11 protein-coding genes are annotated in these 19,988 nt (G+C 49.2%); 4 read left to right on the top strand and 7 right to left on the bottom strand.

The window, feature by feature from the left end; all coding sequences use genetic code 11:
* Position 1: 1 nt before the first annotated feature.
* The 5 genes from Pan54_RS05680 to Pan54_RS05660 are packed head-to-tail and all read right to left on the bottom strand — an operon-like array spanning position 2 to position 10,254.
* A complete protein-coding gene (locus Pan54_RS05680) occupies positions 2-2,395 on the bottom strand; it encodes a glutamine amidotransferase (RefSeq protein WP_146502589.1) in 2,394 nt (797 codons plus the stop codon).
* Positions 2,392-6,147: a hypothetical protein gene (locus Pan54_RS05675; RefSeq protein WP_146502588.1), complete on the bottom strand. Its 3,756-nt coding sequence runs from the start codon at positions 6,145-6,147 to the stop codon at positions 2,392-2,394. The genes Pan54_RS05680 and Pan54_RS05675 overlap by 4 nt, the downstream gene beginning before the upstream one ends.
* On the bottom strand, positions 6,144-8,252 hold the full coding sequence (locus Pan54_RS05670; RefSeq protein WP_146502587.1) for a BatA domain-containing protein: 2,109 nt from the start codon (positions 8,250-8,252) through the stop codon (positions 6,144-6,146). Before Pan54_RS05670 ends, Pan54_RS05675 begins: the two co-directional genes overlap by 4 nt.
* Entirely contained in the window at positions 8,249-9,241 is a 993-nt protein-coding gene (locus Pan54_RS05665; RefSeq protein ID WP_146502586.1) for a DUF58 domain-containing protein, read from the bottom strand. Before Pan54_RS05665 ends, Pan54_RS05670 begins: the two co-directional genes overlap by 4 nt.
* Positions 9,238-10,254 carry an AAA family ATPase gene (locus tag Pan54_RS05660; protein ID WP_146502585.1) on the bottom strand — a complete coding sequence of 339 codons (1,017 nt, stop codon included), beginning with the start codon at positions 10,252-10,254 and terminating at the stop codon, positions 9,238-9,240. Before Pan54_RS05660 ends, Pan54_RS05665 begins: the two co-directional genes overlap by 4 nt.
* Before the next feature lie 187 nt (positions 10,255-10,441).
* Between Pan54_RS05660 and Pan54_RS05655 the strand changes: the two genes are divergently transcribed.
* Positions 10,442-10,621 (top strand): IS110 family transposase, encoded by a 180-nt coding sequence (locus tag Pan54_RS05655; RefSeq protein WP_146502584.1) that lies wholly within the window; start codon positions 10,442-10,444, stop codon positions 10,619-10,621.
* Positions 10,622-10,994: 373 nt separating this feature from the next.
* Here Pan54_RS05655 and Pan54_RS05650 read toward each other — a convergent pair whose 3' ends face one another.
* On the bottom strand, positions 10,995-11,759 hold the full coding sequence (locus Pan54_RS05650; RefSeq protein WP_146502583.1) for a creatininase family protein: 765 nt from the start codon (positions 11,757-11,759) through the stop codon (positions 10,995-10,997).
* 278 nt (positions 11,760-12,037) lie between these two features.
* Between Pan54_RS05650 and Pan54_RS05645 the strand changes: the two genes are divergently transcribed.
* The 3 genes from Pan54_RS05645 to Pan54_RS05635 all read left to right on the top strand — a co-directional run bounded on the left by Pan54_RS05645 (position 12,038) and on the right by Pan54_RS05635 (position 18,589).
* Positions 12,038-13,579, top strand: coding sequence for a sodium:solute symporter family transporter (locus tag Pan54_RS05645; RefSeq protein ID WP_146502582.1), 1,542 nt, complete (start codon positions 12,038-12,040; stop codon positions 13,577-13,579).
* Between the two features lie 43 nt (positions 13,580-13,622).
* Positions 13,623-16,556, top strand: coding sequence for an FAD-dependent oxidoreductase (locus Pan54_RS26035; RefSeq protein WP_207310049.1), 2,934 nt, complete (start codon positions 13,623-13,625; stop codon positions 16,554-16,556).
* 104 nt (positions 16,557-16,660) lie between these two features.
* Complete coding sequence (locus tag Pan54_RS05635; protein WP_242631227.1) at positions 16,661-18,589, top strand: sulfatase; 1,929 nt, start codon at positions 16,661-16,663, stop codon at positions 18,587-18,589.
* Here Pan54_RS05635 and Pan54_RS05630 read toward each other — a convergent pair.
* Complete coding sequence (locus Pan54_RS05630; RefSeq protein ID WP_146502580.1) at positions 18,586-19,866, bottom strand: lactonase family protein; 1,281 nt, start codon at positions 19,864-19,866, stop codon at positions 18,586-18,588. The two genes, Pan54_RS05635 and Pan54_RS05630, sit on opposite strands and share 4 nt — an antisense overlap.
* Positions 19,867-19,988 lie beyond the last annotated feature (122 nt).

Genomic DNA, 19,988 nt, shown 5'->3' with positions numbered 1-19,988 from the left:
TTCACGCCAACCCCTTCCATCGTCGTAGACCCCATTCCGAAGCGAGCAGTCCAACTGCCAGTAGAAAGACACTCCACTTATGCCAGATTGAATGTATTTCCGGTTCGACAACGGGGATTTCTCGATCGGGCAGAGTTCTCACAAATTTTTCGAGTGCGTCTATTTTTATGATCTCTCCACCAGTTTTCTCAGCGATCGTTTCCAGAAATTCAAGATTCGGTTTCAGTGTAAGAAATTCATCGGTAGCCGGTTCTGAAATCCAGCCAGTTTCCGATTGACTGATTTCACTTCCATCTGGATTCGAGGTCATAACTTTTGCACGATAAATCCCAGTAGCCCGTGAAACATAATTTGAAGTATATTTCCCTGAAAATGCTTCATTGGGAGAAGCAACCAATTTGACCACTTCTCCATCAGGTGGAGTGATTTCAATTTTGACGTCAGCATTATCGAGCGGCCTGTAGTTTTCGTCATTCACATCGATTGAAATTTCGATCGGATGAATGGGATTATCCAGTTTTCGAGTGGAATCCACCAGAACGCGCTGAGGAACTTCACCAACCAACCAACGAGCCGTTTGTCGCCAGACTTTTTCAAGGTCTTCATTGTCTGGTGCATTTTGGTGCAGTTTCCAACGCCATAAATCCCCAATCATTAACGCACATGTGCGCCCCTTCCCGTAACGTTGCGTCACGAGTGCCGGAGCAGTTTCGCTTTTTGAATTGCGAATGATCGTCAGTAAGCTGGCAGCGGGCTTGAGAGCACCAACCGGATTGAGTGTTTGCAGCAATGGCATTTCAGAAAGACGAAGACGCTCTTCCTGTTCAGTCGAACGGACGCGAATCCAGGGTTCGAGTTTTCCCTCACGAGTCAACTCGAGTCTGTATGCATCATATCCAGATGACTGCCTCACTCCACTTAAGTAGACTGGCAGCATTTCACCAATAGGGGTACGATGATATTCGCCATCGACAAATGATTCCATCCCGCCCAGCATCATGAACCCGCCGCCGCGTTGACTCACGAAGTCTTGCAACAGTGATTTCTGATCCTGAGTAAAAAACTCCGCTTCAAGATCGTCAAGGATGACCGCGTGGTAGTTAAACAATTCCTCTCGTGTTTTCGGAAAACCACCCGAGAGCTCTCCCGGATTCATTTTCCCGACCCGCAATAATACAGGTTCATCGTAACGTTCGACCTGTTCTTTTTTTTCGTCATCGGTGTTTGTGAAAATCCGATTTGCATTCGAGTCTTTTTCTCGAAACTGAAATTTCGGTTCCCGTTTTGCGATGCGAATCAGTGCATGAATGATAATTTCATCATCGCCAGCCAGGGCACGATTCAAGAATTTGAATTCCCAATTCGGGCGACCTGATACATAGAGGATTTTATAGGGCCCTCGACCTCGATTAACCATCACTAATCGCGTGTTGTTGAGTAGCGTCGCTTCGGTACTCTTTTCCGGCTTTTCGAAGACTCCCTGTTCGGCATCTCTGAATGCACGAACCTGATAAGATAACACACCCCTTTGTTCCGGTTTCACTTGAAATCGAACCGCAAATGTCTGATCATTCTGGACATCGTTGATGATCTCAGTTTGCAGAACATCGGACTTTTCATCGAGTAATTCAATAACGACTGACTCGCCAATGATCCCTGAAGCACTGACTTCAGCCATTATCGTGACAGGGGCGGCTTCAAAGTTTGTCTGACTGGCGGTGACACGTCGCACACTGATATCCTTCCCCGATTCCTCCTTACCCAGGACTACGGGATAAACAGAAGGAAACTGGCTCCAGTCTATTTCTGTCCCAGAGAGATCAGCTGCAGCGAGATCGGTCGCGTTGCCATCAGTAAACAGGAGCATCCCGGCAGTCGGACGATCGCGAAACCGGTCTGCAATCGTATTCAGTGAAGACACTATTGATGAACCTTCGCCCTGAGCTGTGTATTCGTCGAAGTCGCTCACCCCAGAAAGTTGAGAATCAAACTGATATCGACGAACTTCGAAATCCTGCCCCAGACGAACCTGCCAGGCTTGCTCACGATTTAATGTGGCTTTAAGAGTATCGGCTCGACTTGAAGATTGCCCCGGATCGGTCAGTTGTAAACTTTGAGACTGATCCGCGAGAATGACGAAGACGTTTACTCCCGGCGTCGGTTTCAAATCACTCCTCATCGGCTCGACGAGAGTGGCAATAAGCAGAAGAATCGCAAAGGTTTTCAGGAGGCCGCAGCAAGACTTGAGCCACAACGGAGCCTTGATGACCCGGTAAGAATACAAAATCAGCAGAAACAGCAAACCGCCTGCAATAAAAGCTGGGACAGCCCAATCAGGAGCCCCCCACATATTCGGGAATTCAATCAAAAACTGTTCACGAATCCAGTCACTCATTCGCCGCTCCCTAAACGTTGGTAATAGCGACGAACTTCGTCTTCATATTCGGCTGGTACTGGATCTTTATCAATGGGTACGCGGGCATCCTCGGCGGTACGTTTCAGCAGTTCCTCCGCAACACGATTTTGCAGTTCGGTGAGCGGTTGAGCAATTTTTTGCTTGATGAGATCCCACTGTGGGGGTGTGGAAGAATTGAGAATTTCTTTGCGAATTTCGCGGGCCTCATCACGAATACGAGCCGCCTCGGCCTGGAGATTAGTATCATCGACAATTTCTTCAACATCGCGAAGGCGATCCGACCATTCGACGAAGTTATCCCCAGAAAATGGAGACGCGGGAGCATTTCCACCATTATTAAGAAATTGTTCAATTCCCCCTGGACCAAAATTCAACGTCTTTGAATCACCTTCTGATTGTCTATTACCTGGACTGTTCTGCTGCTGTCCGGAAGGTTGGTTCTGCTGCGACTGGCCTGGCTGCCCAGGGCTGTTGTTCTGACCAGGAGTTTTCTGTTGGCCGGGTGTTTGCCCCGGCTGCTCAGACTCTTGAGCAGACTCCTGGCCGGGCTTTCCAGGCTGAGCGGAAGGCTTGCCTTGCTGCCCGGATTGCTGCATCTTTGAATCTTGTTCATTCGGCTGCTCTTTAGAGGTGCCTTGACCTGTGGGAGATTCGGCCTCTTCATTTTTCTTCTCATTTTCGCTGACTTCACGGGCTTCTCCAGCGGAAGTATGTCCGACTTGCTCATCAGACTCACGCCCTTCAGCACGAGCTAATTCGCCATCGAGATCTTTATTCAATTGATCAAGTTCAGACAAAGCACGACGCAGAGACTCAACCTCATCACCGAGCACTTTCTCGGCTGCCTTGTCAATTCCTTCGGCCAGTCCCTGCATACTTTCTCTCGCCAGTTCTTCCTGTTCGATAGCATAATCGAGAAGACCTCGCTGGAGCGACAGATCCGTCGCTTCCAGTGCTTTTTCCGGGTCGGCTTTGCGGGTATCGCGAATTGTTTCGTAAAGCTCTTCGGCCAGAAGTGGCTGAGATTCTTCGGCCTGTTCAATCGTTTCACGCATTTTATCGAGCAGGTTCTTGAGTCGCTCTTTCTGCTTGAGCAATTGTTGCTCGCTTGCCTGTTGATCACCCGAGTCTCGTAGCGAATTGCTGGCAGGGTCGTCACCTGAACGAAGATCCTCAAGCTGTTCTGCCAGTTTGTTTTCCTCTTCAACCAACTTCTGCGCCTGTTCCTGGATTTCGCGAAGCTGTTCCTCGAATTCCCCTGCGGTTCGCTTTTGAAATTCTTCCTTAAGATCATCCAATCCCCGTTGAGCCCTCGTTCCCTGATTCGCAGCCTGCGTCAGCATTTCCTGCTGAAGAGATTCCGCGGACTGGCGAATGTTTTCACGAGCCTCATCAAGTTGCTGCTGAGCCTCGGCCATTCGTTCCTGGTTCTGAGGCTGCTCCATTCGCTCCTGCAATTCATCGGTATCGCGAAGAAGTTCTTCCTGCTCTTCTCGTAATCGTTTTAATTGACGCTCTGCTTCCGCTCGTTCTTCTTCTGTCTCCGCCTCTTCCAGGGCTGCCTGTACTTCCTTAATTTGTTCATTAAGATCTCCCTGACGCTCGGCCAGTTCCTTCAATCGATTCAATACCTGACGATCTTCACTGGCTTGCTGTTCCTGTTCGGTTTGTGCCTGCTCCTGTTGTGCATATCGATTTTCATCTTCGCGGAGTTGCAGCTGATTCAACTGCTGTTGAGATCGACTGTTTTTTGATTGTTGTGACTGACCTGACTGCTGAGACTGACTGGACTGTACAACTTCGTGTTCTCTGGCTCGCAAACGAAGCAATGCTTGATAAGCGGCCTGTTCATGATCAAGTGCCGGTTGAAGCTGACTAATTGACGATCCACTTCCTGCTGATTCCAGAGATTGGATCGCCTTCTGCATTTCCTGTTTCACACGTTCTACATGAGCGAGCGATTCAGAATCCTCCAAATTCTGTTCGAGTTCCAACACCTGTGTCAGAGCCGACTGCTGAGATTCCGTAATCAACTGCATGTCTGATTTGAATTCTGCGGACGGTTCATTTCTGGTTTCGCGTCGAATAATTTTCCAGGTCGCATTGATGATTTGTTTCTGAAGTTCTGCTAATTCCTCGGCTTGCTCCGCATTCTGACCACTCTGCTGTTTTTGCTGTTGAGAATTTCCCTCAGGTTGTTGCCCCTGACGGAAAATCTCCTCGAAGGGACGGACCTCGGCAAAAAACAGATCACTGGAAACACGGCGGACCTCCCCATCGGGACCAATATCTTCCGCCCAGAAATACCAGGTGAGTAACTCATCGGACGAGGCATCCAATTCCTCAAAAGCCAGCAGATGTTCAACTTCGATGCGTTCTTTAGCTGGGAAAGTATCGCCAATGGAAATTTCTTGTTCGATTCTTCCGGGAATTGAATAGCTCACCCCCACCTGCTGGAGTCCGAAGTCGTCCCAGGCCGAAGCAGCCAACTCAACTTCTTCGATGGGTGAGACTTCGATATCCCGAGTCGGTTTTGCCAGTTTGATATCCGGAGGGAGATTTTCAATCATCGTGATGCGAAACTTAGGGGGATGCCTGTTCGTGCGTCCGTTCTCATCCGTCAAATAAAGTTCCAGTTCACGCGAACGATTGACAACAAAAGAGGTCTCGTAGATTAAAGTGTCGGTATCACTTGGATTCAAAGAGATCGTTTCCTCCTGATTCTCGATGACTTCAACAAACTGCGCCGTCGCGAGAGCTTTATTCACGCGACACATCAGCGTCAATTTTGTGCCTTCCACTGCCGAAACACGTCGCACATCCTGAACCAGCTTTTCCTCCTGATTGGTATATATCGGGAAGAGAAGTCGGGCGTCCGTCTGAACCAGCATTGGGTAAGTGAATACGTCGACTCGATAGCCACTGGTCCTCTGACTGCCAATTTCTACTCGATAGTTCAGTGGACTTTCTACGGATGCGATCCGACCTCCAAAAAGAGGATCATCTAAAGATCGCGACATGGGAACCGCATGCTCCACTCCACCATCAGTTTTGTAAATCAGTGTCGCTTCTGGAGGTAGCCGATCAGCAAATCGTGCCAGTACGAGTAGACTTGTCCCCTGCTCCACTTCGGTATCACCCGGTTCAATGATGACGTCGTATGCCGTATAGCCAATTTCCACATTGTCGAACAATTTTTCTGGAGTCGATTTTTCTGGTATCCGGTTTGCGGGAAGTGAGTTGAGCCCGAGTGACCCCAAAACCAGAAACACAATTCCGGCGAATGCGGAAAAGCGTGCGAAACCCATCTGTTTTGAAGAGACTAGTGATCGCCAGTCATGAACGAGTGCATGATGCACGGCTTTATCAACGACGGATTGTTGAAGATATCCCCAGTGCCCAGTTGATTTGTCAGGCTGCTGGTCAAGTGCAGTGACTAATACAGAATCGAGTTGCGGATAGCGAGACTCTATCTGTTGAGCCAGACGATGCTGTTCGCGTCTTGTAAAAAAGCTGGCCACGATGACGAAAAAAGATCCCAGCAAAGCGACACTCAATGTGAGTTGCAGTCCTCCTTCGATCGTGTTGCCCGTCCCGCGCTGGTATGCATAAATCAGCCCAGTCAAAACAGCAGTTGAGATCAGGACGATTCCAAGCCCACTCCAGAAACGATACATTCGCAGACGCTTGTCTACGCGGTCGAGTTGATGCTTGAGTTCGCGATTGATCATTCGCGTGATTCCTGTAAGGAAATTGAGGGACGAGTTCGTCTCGCAGCCATGAGTGTTTCGATTCCCAATAGTGCAAGAACTGCAACAATCAGCCACTTCCAGAGTTTTTGCTCATTTTCAAGTTCAAAATCGCGGAGTTGCCGCATCCGTTCGAGTTGTTCGGCCTGTGTGAGCGAAGTTCCAATCGGAATTCCCAGCTGCTCAAGTTGCTCAAGTTCCAGAGATTTGATTTCACTTTCAGAATCTGCCAGATTGACGGCGAATGATTTATCATTCCCATCCACAATCAATGAATAAATCCCCGGCTGAGTTGTCTGCTCAAAGACTTTATTATCATCGCTCAACTGGAGTTCGGTACCGTCCGGCATTTGAACTGTTCGCGTTTCCCCACCTTCCGGCAATGGGACGGGTTGGTTGACAACATATGAATCAGCTGCCATTCGGTTACCTGCAGCCAGTTCCAGCCAGCGGGAAAGCAATGGCACAAACTTCGTCGAACGAGCCAGTTGACTATCCTCTCGATTCCAGCTGGAACTGAGTGTATACAATACTCCTGGGCCTCGATTCAAAGACCACAAGGCAGGTGCCTGGTCCTCGTAGCGTGCGATGACGGTCGCGTTCTCGACCTCCTGAAGCTTGACTTTGCGATGCTTCCAAAATTGTATTTTTGTAAAATCATTGTAGCGGGAGCCTGAAAACGGAACGAAGAGCGGATGCCGGAAGTCAATCTCTCCGAGCATAACATACGAATCATTTTCGGATGCGGATTCCAAAGCAGACGACTCCAGTTGGACATTCCCAAGCCAGGTTCCGAGATCTTTCACCATTTGTTCGCTCGTCAACACCACAAGAACGTGACCACCACGTTTCAGATAATTGTCTACCGCAGTTTGATGAGATTGAGAGATTGATTCTGAAATCACCACAAGTCGAGGAAGCTGATCGAATTCCCAATTCAGAACCGCATCTGGTGCAACCGTTTCAACGTCTACTTTTCGAGCGACTGTTTCACTGAATGCCCGACTCAAGTAGAAACGCATGCCGGCTGGATCATCATCGGCATCCGATCCGAAATAGGCAATCTTGATCTGCTCCTGGGTCGGCGGGACCACATAAAATAGATTGTCGAATTCCATTCCAGCATCATCGCCGCTCAACAGGAGTCGATCAGGAGTTAACTTGGATTGATCATACGGAACTTCAAGGACAAGACTTTCCCCTGCAGGCACATAAAATGGAACTGATTTCGATTGTTGGCCCAGTTCATCGCTCCAGTTGACTTCAAACTGCTCTATTATAGAACCCGAAGCATTACTGACCCGCACGCGAGGAATCGGTTTGTCACCAGTCTCATCATCTGACGATTGAAGCAGACGCAATCGAGCATTTGACTCTTCTGAGGGGGTGATAATTCTCAAATCAAGTCGCACAGCCTCCGGCCACTGATTTGACTGCAACTCGTCCAACTTTGAACTGGTCTGTAAATCAGCAATCAACACGATTTGCAGAGCGGCATGGGCCTGACTGAGATCGTCATGCTCGACCAGTCGTTCGGCGACATTCAACAAAGACGACCCCAGTTCAGTCGCCCCCCACAAGGGTGTTAGATTGTCCAATTGATCCAATATCAGTTGACGACGCTGCTGCCGATCAACTCCGGTTGAATAGTCTGGACCGACCAGAGTTTCGAGTTTCTCCTCAAACGCAAAGAGCGAGACTTCATCCGTTGGCTCAAGATTAGAAACCACCCATTTCGCATCCTGAATTGCTTTCTCCCAGAGTTCGCCGCGTTGCATGCTGGCGCTACGGTCAATGAGAATTGCAATATGCCGAGTCGGTGCGTCGGCCAGTGATAGATCGGCTTGAGCCCGAAAATAGGGACGCATAAATGCAATCGCAAGGAGCAGAATCGCCAGAGAGCGAATTGCCAGAAGTAACCACTGATCCAATCGACTACGGCGTGTCAACTGAGGTGGCGTTGGCTTAAGAAACATCAGCGAACTGAACTCATAATGATCTTTGGGTGTCCGCTTGATCAAATGAAACAGAATCGGAGCCAGGATGGCAGCCGTCCCTAATAGAAATGAGCCGAATAGAAAACTCACGTTCCGCTCCCCCCCATTGGCGAGCGTTGTCGCACGGAATGTCGGTTTCGGTTCAGGCGGTCGCTCAACAGATCGAACAGCATCAATTCCAACGGACGATTAATCGGGAGTTGATGCAAACTGATTCCGAGCTTGCTGCATAGTATTTGAAGAGCCCCGGCATGTTCGCGAAACTTCTCGAGGTAGCTTTCCCGTGCAGATTCAGGATCAATAAACAGATCCCGTCCCGATTCGATATCGTGAAACATGGCAGGCTTTTCGAAGTTGAAATCGATTTCTGTCGGATCGAGAACACGCAGCAGAACCACTTCATGTCCGCGTGCGCAGAGGTAGCCGAGTTGCTTTTCGAGGGTATTCACGGGTGTCAGCAAATCGGATATGAGCACGACCATGCCCCGCTTCGCCACTGTTGCGGCGATTTGTTCCAGTGGTTTTTCGATATCGGTTGCGGTTCCTGTCGGAGTCCGTTCCAGACTCATCATCAGACGGTGAATGTGCCCCGGTCGAAAGCGTGCAGGAATGTGATCGACGATCGACTCATCAAAAGTCAATAAGCCGACCGCATCTCGCTGGAGCGACAGGAAGTAGGCAATGGTGGCCGCAATGGTTTTTGCGTATTCCGCTTTTTTGTATCCAACCGTTCCGTAACTCATCGAACGACTCAAATCAACCAGCAGATGACACCGGAGATTCGTTTCGTCCTCAAAACATTTGATAAAATAGCGGTCGGAGCGGGCAAAGAGTTTCCAGTCGAGAAAGCGTGTGTCGTCTCCCGGTGAATATTGTCGGTACTCGGTGAATTCCACAGAAAAGCCATGATAAGGTGACCGATGTAATCCGGTGAGAAACCCTTCCACGATCGATCTGGCGCGCAGTTCTAGATTTTTTATCCGCATCAGCGAACCCGGGTCAATCAACGCAGGCTTAGCGCGAGATCCTCCGCCCAAGGATCCTGAATCATTCGATGATGGGATCGGTGTGCCGGTCATTCGGTCCCCGGTACTGGAATCGTTTCCAAGAGTCGATCAATCACTTTCTCGACAGTCACCCCTTCCGCTTCTGCTCGATATCCAATTAATATTCGGTGCCGCATCGTCACATGAGCTAGTGCTTTAATATCGCTCGCCGTCACATGCGTACGATCGTTCAATATTGCTCTCGCCTTGGCTCCCAAAACGAGATACTGAGCAGCTCGCAATCCCGCTCCCCACGTGACCCAATCGTTAATGAACTGCGGCGTCCTGGCTCGCCCCGGACGAGAGGCATCTGCCAGACGAACAGCATAGCGAACCAGATCTTCGGCGATGGGCACGCTGCGTACCACATTGTGAAATTGTAAAACATCTTCCCCTGTGAACAGTGCTTCAATCGGCTCATTGCGGCGGGACGTTGTTTGATTCACAACCGCAACTTCATCATCTTCCGGGAGATAGTCAATCCAGATATTGAACATGAAACGATCGAGTTGAGCTTCGGGAAGCGGATAAGTTCCCTCCATCTCGATTGGGTTTTGCGTGGCCAGAACGAAAAAGGGTTCTTCCAGCTGATACCGAACCCCGGCTGCAGTCACCTGATGTTCCTGCATCGCTTCCAATAAAGCAGCCTGTGTTTTGGGAGGCGTTCGATTAATCTCATCGGCAAGAATCACATTGGCAAATATTGGCCCTCTGGCAAACTGCAGCTTCCGTTTGCCATCGTCGGATTCTTCGAGAATTTCTGTCCCGGTGATATCAGCGGGCATCAAATCGGGCGTGAACTGGATGCGGCGAAATTCGAGATCAAATACCTGTGCAATCGAATTGACCAGCAGTGTTTTGGCCAGCCCCGGTGCTCCTGTGATCAGACAATGCCCCCCCGCGAACAGACAGAGCAGGAGTTGCTCAATGACATCCTTTTGACCAATCACGGCTTTGGAAAGTTCAAGGAGGATTCGGTCACGCCCATCCCGAATCTTTTCAACGGCTCGCTTTTCGGCGGCATATTCATCGGTGTCAATACTCACAGGCAAAGGCTTTCTCTGATGAATTATGATTCAATATTTGACGATACTATTCTACACTTGAAAACCAGAATTCCGTTCGAACTCATCTCTTACAGGTTGAAACGCTGAGAAGGCTGAGCCGACTGTGATATTCTCTAGTGCGTGGTCAACATAATTTGTATTCGTTTCCACAAAGAAAGACATCACGATGAATTGTATCGCCTTCGACCTTCATAAACAGTCTATCACTTTATGCATCGTCAATCAAAACCGAACCGCCCTCGCACGGAAACGGATCTTGTCCAGCGATCCCATAGGGATCCTCGCATTACTCGAACAATGGAAAAAGCCTGAAATGGTCGTCGAAGCAACTGCCAGTTACGAATAGTTTACTCAGCTCGCCGATCCGCAATAGCGACAAGTTCGATGCTCAGGCGCTGTCCGCGTTTCTTGTCCAATAGATTTCAGGTGAATCAACTTCGTATGTCAAATACTGTCTGACATGATCAATCCTAATCGGAGTTCTTCAGGTGAAGTGACATGATCCGCTGTGTCGACCAGAATGCGATATTTTTATCTGTGCGGATCCGTGCCCATCTGTGGTTCATTTTCAAAATTGGAATTTTGTAATAGTTCAGTTACCAGAGCATATTCAAAAATCACCTGCAGCGTTCAGAAGGAGCACACACAGCGATTTAGGACATTTGGTGTCCATGCGACTGCAGTTACCATTGGAAAATGCGTTAATCATTGGACTCTCATTAACAGAACTCGTCGTACGACGTCCCCAGTTTCTGTTGGAGAAGTTTTTGAACGGTCGACTCCAGTCTTTTTACGATTCCTTCCATCAGCACTTTACCTTTTTCAACTGTCGCCAGATCCGGTCGCCCCGTGCATCCCTGTCGTGTTCGCTGCTTCATATCTCGCGAGACGAATAGTCCGTCTATCTCATCAGGAATAAGTGCTCCCGCATTGGCAATGATATCCTGCTGAACCAGTTCGGGATGCAAGTACATGATCAATGATGTCTCAAATTCACAGGCGTGGCCGACGAACTTATGATCTCCTGTCAGCGTTTCGTCGATCAGGTCTGAAGCACTTGCCCAGTAAGAACCACCTGCAAGCAATGCTTCTGGAAACTCTAACTGAAGTTGACGCAATGCGACTTTGAGTGGATCAATATTGCCCCCATGTCCGTTAAGAAACAGTACTCTGCGGAATCCATCCTGTAAAACTGATCGAGCGATGTCCTGCAGCAACTCCATGTAATTCGTCAGACAAGAATCAAGTGTGGCCCCAAGACGCAAGTGATGTGCACTGGCTCCCAGCCAGAGCGTAGGAGCGAGCAGAACGCTATCTGATAAACGCTCCTCAAGTAATTCTGCAATCGCAGTACAGATGATGGTATCTGTCCCTGTCGGTAAATGTGGACCGTGTTGTTCAACGGCAGCGATTGGAATTATGACCAATGTTTCACCACGCTCCACCTCAGCCAGTTGAGGAGATGTCATCTCTGCAAATTTCATAGATTGTTTCCAATTCGATCGTTCTATTTCACTGCTGACTTTATGATGCTCGAGTATGACAAACGCATTCCCCTGATCCTTCAGTCTTTGCTTTGTGCAGCCAATTTACAAGTGGCGGCCAATTTTCGACAACAGACACTGCCGTTCATCATTCTATTTGCATTTGCAGTAATTTCAGAATGCCAGGGATTATTCTCCTCACAGACTCGACACTGGCTCCTCTCATCGCCAAAAATCTATAACTAGATTTTTTTACCTCCAAGAACGCGGGCAACCCCATGCATCCTCTCGATTTTGCTGCTGTCTTTATCTATCTCGCTTCCATGCTTGCAATGGGGATGTTTTTTGGACGCAATCAGTCGCGAGAGGAATTCTTCGTCGCCAGACGAACCATGGGCTGGCTCCCCGTCGGCTTAAGTGTGATGGCCACGCTGTTCTCATCAAACAGCTTTGTCTTCTATCCCTCAGCAGCCTTTGGAGACAGCCTGCGCATTGGATTATCGCTGATCTCCTTCGCCCTGATGACTCCGGTCGTCATCTGGATTTTCATTCCAGTGTATTCTCGTCTCAAGTTGGAAACCGCTTACGAGTACCTGGAATTACGCTTTGATGTCGCCGTGCGAACACTGGCCAGTGGATTGTTTATTTTGCTGCGAATTGGCTGGATGGCCTCGGCGACATATGCCGCATCGGTCGTCGTTGCCAGTGTCACTGGTCTCCCTCAGACTGGCGTGATCATCGGCCTGGGGATTGTCTCGGTCTCTTACACGATGGTCGGTGGACTTCGAGCCGTGATGTGGACTGACGTTATCCAGTTCTTCGTATTCGCCATCACGATTTTAGCAACTTTGACACTCATTGTGTTTTTGTCCAACTCAAGTCCTCTGGAGATTTTTGAGACCTATTTCTCGGGAAGAGAAAACCTGATTTTCGATTTCACACCATCAATGACATTACCATATGGCAGTTGGGTGATTTTGATCGGTATCTTTCTGGAAGCGGCGTCCGCATTCGGAGTCGATCAGGTGGCGGTACAACGATATCTTTCCGCACGAAACGAGCGAACCTCTCAGTGGGGTGCACTGGTCAATCTGATTGGTATGTGGATCGTCATGCCAGGTTTGCTGCTCATTGGGGTGGGCCTGTATGCCTACTTTACACAATTCCCGGAACAACTCGGCGATGGAACACTCACACAAATCCTGCAAAACGATCCTCATATTGCTGACCGTGCCTTGCCGGAGTTTGTCAGAATGCACTTTCCTCCTGGGCTCGCTGGACTTTTCCTGGCTGCACTGATGGCAGCCATCATGTCCAGCATCGATTCGGGAGTTCACTCGGTATCGACGGCTATCATCGTTGATTTCCGGGATCGCTTATTCCCTCAACTTCGACCAAAAAACGAAACGCACGAAATTCGCTGGATTCGAACTCTGGTCATTATCATCGGGGTGATATCAATCGCACTTGCGTGTTTCGTCGGTCCACTGGGAAATGTTTTCGACGTCGCTAAAAAATTGACTGCCGCCTTCGGTGGGCCTCTGCTCGCGATTTTCGTTCTCGCATTCTTTTCCCGCAGGGCAAGTTCTGCAGCAGTACTATTCAGCGTCTCGCTGGCAACGATTTTGACACTGTTTCTGATGTATACACAAAACTGGTTCTCGATCTGGTATTGGCCAATTGGATTTGGTACTGCAATGGTTTTAGGCTATGGAATGAGTTTCATTCTCTCCTTATGCTATGGTATTCAACCAACGGGCTTCACCTACTGGCAAATTATGAAATCTAAGCCACAGAAGGTCGCAGAGTCACAGCAATAACGTTCAGACTATCGTCAATAACGCTCAATCGAGGATAGAAATAATGCACCATACTGCTATGCGATGCTCGCTGATTCTCATCGCAATAATCATCGCGAACATGTGTCTTCATCAAAATGATGTCATTGCCGATGATGTGAACGAGCCGATGAAGATCGATCTGTTTGAAGCCGGTCACGGAGGCTACAAGCTCTATCGAATCCCTGGAATTGTCGTCACCCAAAATGGAACGGTGCTGGTGTACTGTGAAGCTCGCAAGAGCGATTCGGGCGACTGGGGACAGATCGATGTGCTGATGCGTCGAAGTACCGATGGCGGTAAAACCTGGCCCCCTCGTCAGCAGATTATCCATATGAAAGGCAACTTGCCGATCAATCCGGTCGCCGCTGCTCAAAACCTTGATCAACCGGGTGAGAACACTGTTAATAACCCGGTCGCAATTGTAGACCATGAAACTGGAACCGTACATTTCCTCTATTGTCTGGAATATATGCGATGTTTCTACATGCGAAGCGAAGACGATGGCGCGTCGTGGAGTAAGCCAGTCGAAATCACATCGACTTTTGAAGACTTTCGCCCGGAATATGACTGGAAGGTGCTTGCGACGGGACCAGCTCACGGCATTCAATTGACACGAGGGCCGCATCGCGGTCGGCTGGTCGTTCCGGTGTGGTTGTCTCTGGGAACTGGCGGACACGCTCATCGTCCCTCGGTGACGGCAACCATTTACAGTGATGACCATGGCAAAACATGGCAGCGCGGTGAGATCGCAGTGCCCGATACTCCCGAGTTTGTCTATCCCAACGAAACCGCTATTGTTCAATTGGACGACGGTCGTGTGATGCTGAATTCGCGCACGGAATCAAAAAAGCATCGACGTGTCATCACAACCAGTCCTGATGGTGCAACGAACTGGTCCGAGCCGAAATTTGACAACGCGTTGGTTGAACCAATCTGCATGAGCGGACTGGTTCGAGTTAGAGAACCTCAGAAAAATGAACCTGGAATTCTTGCTTTCTCTAATCCCGATAACTTGACTCGGCAAGACGGTAAGGAAACTCTCGGCAAAAGTCGGGATCGAAAAAATGTTTCGATCAAACTGAGTTACGATGAGGGAAAGACATGGCCCGTCAATCGGACACTGGAAAAAGGCTTCAGCGGCTACAGCGACCTGGCAGCTCTTCCCGATGGGACAATCCTCTGTTTCTACGAACGAGGCAGTACGGATGGAAAAAGTAATTATCGAACTGGACTGCTCACAGTGGCTCGCTTTGACGAAGCCTGGGTCCGAGGTGCAACTCCGAAAGAGAATCGCACTTCTCAGTTAGACAAATCTATAGAAGCCGATATCTGTGTTTATGGTGGCACCTCAGGCGGTGTGGTTGCTGCGGTCCAGGCAGCACGCATGGGAAAACGCGTCGTATTGATAGAGCCGGGATTGCATCTCGGTGGAATGACCAGTGGCGGATTGAGTGCCGTTGATATCGGAGATCCCCGCAGCGTGGGTGGACTTGCCCGTGAGTATTTCACCAGGCTGGTTGCCAGTTATGGAAAACAGTTGAACTGGGGAGAAGCCTTTCAGGGACATGGTGGCCCGGCTACCGGTGGTGCCTATTCCATTGAGCCCCATGTCGCTGAACGAGTTTTTGAGGAAATGGTTCAAGAAGCAGGTGTTACTGTTTTAAAAAATGCACAACTCAAATCCATCAATAAAAGCGGCCCACGTATTGAGGAGCTAACTTTGCAAGATGGTCGAACCATTCGAGCGAAGATGTATCTCGATACAACCTATGAGGGTGACTTGATGGCTGCGGCTGATGTGAGTTACACATTAATACGCGAAGGAAACGATCAGTACGGAGAGAAATACAATGGTATCCACTACACAGATAAATACAAACCCAGACTCAATCATCTGAAGCCCGGTTCCAATGGACGAGTCCCTGGCGGACAGGGTGTGTGGGATCGCGACTTTCCACTCGATCCGTATATCATGAAAGGCGATCCCTCCAGTGGTCTGTTACCACTCATCAACGAGGGTGAGCCGGGAACACAGGGGGAATCTGCCCCCGGAGTGATGGCCTATTGCTTTCGACTTTGTCTCAGCACAGCCGATGATCGACTGCCGATCTCTCCGCCTCCCAACTACAATGCGAAACAATACGAACTGGTCGTCCGCTTTATTGAAGCATGTGAGGCCATCGGCGATGACATGGACCTGCGCTGGTTCAGCAAACACGATCCCCTCCCAAACAATAAATGGGATTTCAACACCGCAACTTTTGGTGGCAATCTCCCAGGAGCCAGCTGGGAATGGCCGGAAGCAAGTTATGAGCGACGTGTGGAAATCGCTCGGGAGATCGAAAATTATCATCGTGGGCTTCTGTACTTCCTGGCAACCGATCCCCGAGTTCCGGAGAAAGTCCGCAGTGACATGCAACGTTTTGGTCTTCCCAAAGATGAATTCCCAGATACGAATGGCTGGCCTCATCAACTTTACATCCGAGAGGGACGTCGCATGGTCAGCGATCTTGTGCTGACCGAGAATCACACGTTCGGACGCATGATCGCACCACATTCGGTCGGATTAGGTTCCTATGGGACCGACGTGCACGAGATCCGACGTATCGTTAAAGACGGAGTAGTCACTCGCGAAGGCAAAGTCGCGGGCGGCCGGGGTGGGTTTGGTCCCTACAAGATTGGCTATGGAGCGATTGTTCCCAAAGCGGAGGAGTGCGAGAATCTGTTCGTGACGTTTGCCTTATCGGCAAGTCATACAGCATTTGCCAGTATTCGGATGGAACCTGTTTTCATGGTCACCAGCCAGTCAGCTGCGACAGCGGCGTGTCTGGCGATAGAAGAGAATGTTCCCGTGCAGGATGTGAATTACGACCATCTCAAAGAGCAATTATTAACCGATGGGCAGGTTCTGCAATGGCCATTGATTTCGGTTCCTGCTGGTAAAAACAAGAGATAGCCCTATTTTACATGAACTGCAGAATCTCTTTCTGCAAGAATGCATTATTAATCGAAAGTAGAAATATGATAAGATTAATCGCGCTCACTCTATTGATAATAGAATTGCCTGTATCGGTACTCTGTGCTGCAGAAAACAGTCCGAAATCTCAGCCGAATATTATCCTCTTTCTGGTGGATGACATGGGGTGGATGGACAGCACACCTTACGGATCGCAGTATTACGAAACGCCGCATATGCAGGAGTTGGCCCATCAATCCATGCGATTCACTGATGCGTATGCCATACCGCTCTGCTCGCCAACGCGGGCTTGTATTTTAAGTGGCCAATATTCATCCCGACACGGCGTGACTTCTGCAAGTGGACATCAACCTGCTGCTCCTGAAGGTGCTGATCCCTATCCGGCGAGTGCTTCACCCAACAAACAATTCCTGTATGCCAACAGCAAGAACTATCTCGATCCCAACATTGACACCTTAGCTGAAGTTCTCAAAGAAGCCGGATATCAGACAGGGCACTTTGGAAAATGGCATTTGGGTTTAAGTCAGGAACACTGGCCTGACAAGCACGGCTTCGACGTGGCGTTTCACGCACAACCGAGCCCCGGTCCTCCCAGTTACTTTTCACCCTATGGGGTGGATAAAGATGGCAAGCCCTCCGGACGTCATCATGTCGGCACAATTACTGACGGCCCCAAAGGTGAATACATCACAGATCGACTCACCGATGAAGCGATCAAGTTTGTCGAAGACAATCAGAACAAGCCATTCTTTCTCAACTTATGGCACTATGGCGTGCATGGTCCCTGGGGGCACAAGGAAGAGTACACAAAACAATTTGCCCAAAAGGAAGATCCACGAGGCGAACAGCGTAATCCGATCATGGCCTCGATGCTCAAAAGCGTCGATGAAAGTCTTGGCCGATTGATGAATCGACTGGATGAACTCGGTCTGACTGAAAACACGTTATTTATTTTCTATTCTGACAACGGCGGAAACGTCCACAGTCGCACATACGACGATCCTAAGCTTACCAAAATTAAGGAAGGGCATCCTCAGTTTGAGGAGATTCAGAATTGGCGAAAATGGGCCGGTGGGGAACCTCCAACGAACAATGCTCCGCTCTGTGAGGGCAAGGGACGTATTTACGAAGGTGGCCAACGCGTTCCTCTGATGGTCCGCTGGCCAGGGCACATCCAACCAGGGACCACGAGTGATGAAATCGTCGGGCCGATTGACTTGTACCCGACAATTCTCGATGCCGCTGGTCTGAAGACGCCAGAGTCTCACATCGTCGATGGAGAGTCGCTGATTCCCGTATTAGAACAAACAGACAACCTCAAACGAGAGGCGTATTTCACATGGTTTCCCCACCTGATTCCTGCAGTCTCAGTCCGTCAAGGTGACTGGAAACTGATTAGACGGTTTGAACCACACTCCATTTATCCTGCAATTCGGGAGCTATATAATCTCAAAGAAGATGTCGGCGAGTCGAATAATCTGGCGATGCAAAAGCCAGACAAAGTAAAGCAGTTGGATGCCCTGATCGACCAGTTCGTGAAAGAGACCGGGGCACTCTACCCAAAGCCGAATCCAGCTTATCATGTAAAAAAAGAGGTTGAGGTTACTGCAGGACTTGTGCCCAGAAGTTGCAAGCTTGTTAAAGCCGAGGGAGCGATCCGAATTATAGGAGAAGGTCGGTTTCCTTTTCTCGGGACTGCCAGTGTGAAGTTAAGTGGGCCGCTGAAACTAAACATCACAGTTCGCAACACCGCAGGCGGCGAAGGCAAAGTACAGTGGAAGACGAGAAACCAACAGAACTTTCCTGAGACGGGACAGTCCATTATTTTCACATTGCCTGCATCTGAGACACGGCAAACGATTCCCATTAATCTGCCGATTGAAGGTCAGGCGCAGATTGTCCGAATCTATTTACCTGTGCAGGAGACGCCACTCGAAGTCGAGTTGATTCAGTTCCAGGACGATCAAGGCCATACAAAAAACTGGGATTTTCATGATATCATTCCTCGCTAATCGTGTTCGCCAATATTAACGAAAACAATGCACGAAGGATTACCAACCGGAGTGTAATACCCGGTGAATTCGAGACCGCCTGATTTGTGATCAACTTTAAAAACCGTAACATTATCGGCGCGTTGATTGCAGCAGTAGAGAAATCGGCCTGTCAAATCGAAATTAAAACTGCGGGGATAATTTCCTCGAGTCCATTCGTTTCCGACTTGCTTAAGTTCACCGTTTATTCCAACTGAAAATATTCCGATGCTATCGTGCAGCCGATTTCCTGCATACACAAATTTGCCATCGGATGAAACCAGTATTTCCGAACAAAAATTACTCCCGGCATAACCGACGGGCAGCGAAGAGATCGTTTGACGCGGAGATAGAGTCCCCTTTTGGGCATCGTAGTCAAAAAGCACGACCGTCGAGCCTTCTTCCTGGATTGAGTACAGCCAGCGGCCATTGGGATGAAAATGAAAGTGACGTGGACCATCGCCCGGGGGTAACGAAATCGAAGGTGGATCATTAGGTACTAATGTTCCTGCCTGATCATCGAACTTCCAGACAAAGATTTTATCGAGTCCCAAATCGACATGCAGGACATATTTTCCGGCAGGATCTGTCTGAATCATGTGTGCATGGGTCCGGTCATGCCCACTGAAAGCAAAACTTCCCGGAGGTGCATGAGTCGCCTTTGTGGGACCAATTTCGCCGGCATCATTCTTGATATCAGTGGCCTTCCCTAAACGGCCATCAGCCAGAATTGGTAGTACCGCAACCGAACCGCCAAAATAGTTAGCGACAAACAGGAACCGTCCCGAAGGATGTAGACTCACATAAGTTGGGCCATCACCACCAGATGAAACCGTATTGAGCAAAGTCAAATGTCCGTCGGCTTTATCAATAGAAAATGCGCTGACGGTCCCTTCCCTGCCTTCTCCGACACGATCAGTTTCGTTACTGGAATAGAGCCTCGTATGCTCTGCATTCACGACGAGACAGCTTGGACTGGTCCCCATTTCGTAAAATCCAGCTGTAGTCATCTTTCCCGAATCGTGATTCACCTGGAAATAATGGATACCACGACCATTTCCAGGTGGAAGGTCCACTTGAGTTGGTAAGACATCTCCCAGAGGAGAGCTGAAAGTGCCGACATAAGCCATTATTCGTTCAGATTTGGTTGCCAGAACGTCTTGAGGCTCCGCCAGAAGTAATCCGTCTATCTGCATGACGAATGCGGTCAAACCAAGAATAGCCAAAAACGAACGTCGAGATATGGAATTGTTGCTCATGTATAAGACTTCAAATGGCTTGCGACACGATAGAGCATATCTGAATGCTATGTTTCGGAACGTAAAGCTGCTTATTCGGGGAGTGACCGGATGATCCATTCCAATCACTCATTTCAATAAGC

The sequence above is a fragment of the Rubinisphaera italica genome, assembly GCF_007859715.1.
Taxonomy (GTDB): domain Bacteria; phylum Planctomycetota; class Planctomycetia; order Planctomycetales; family Planctomycetaceae; genus Rubinisphaera; species Rubinisphaera italica.
Note: the sequence above shows the minus strand (reverse complement) of the source record. Positions and strands in the feature narration are given on the sequence as shown.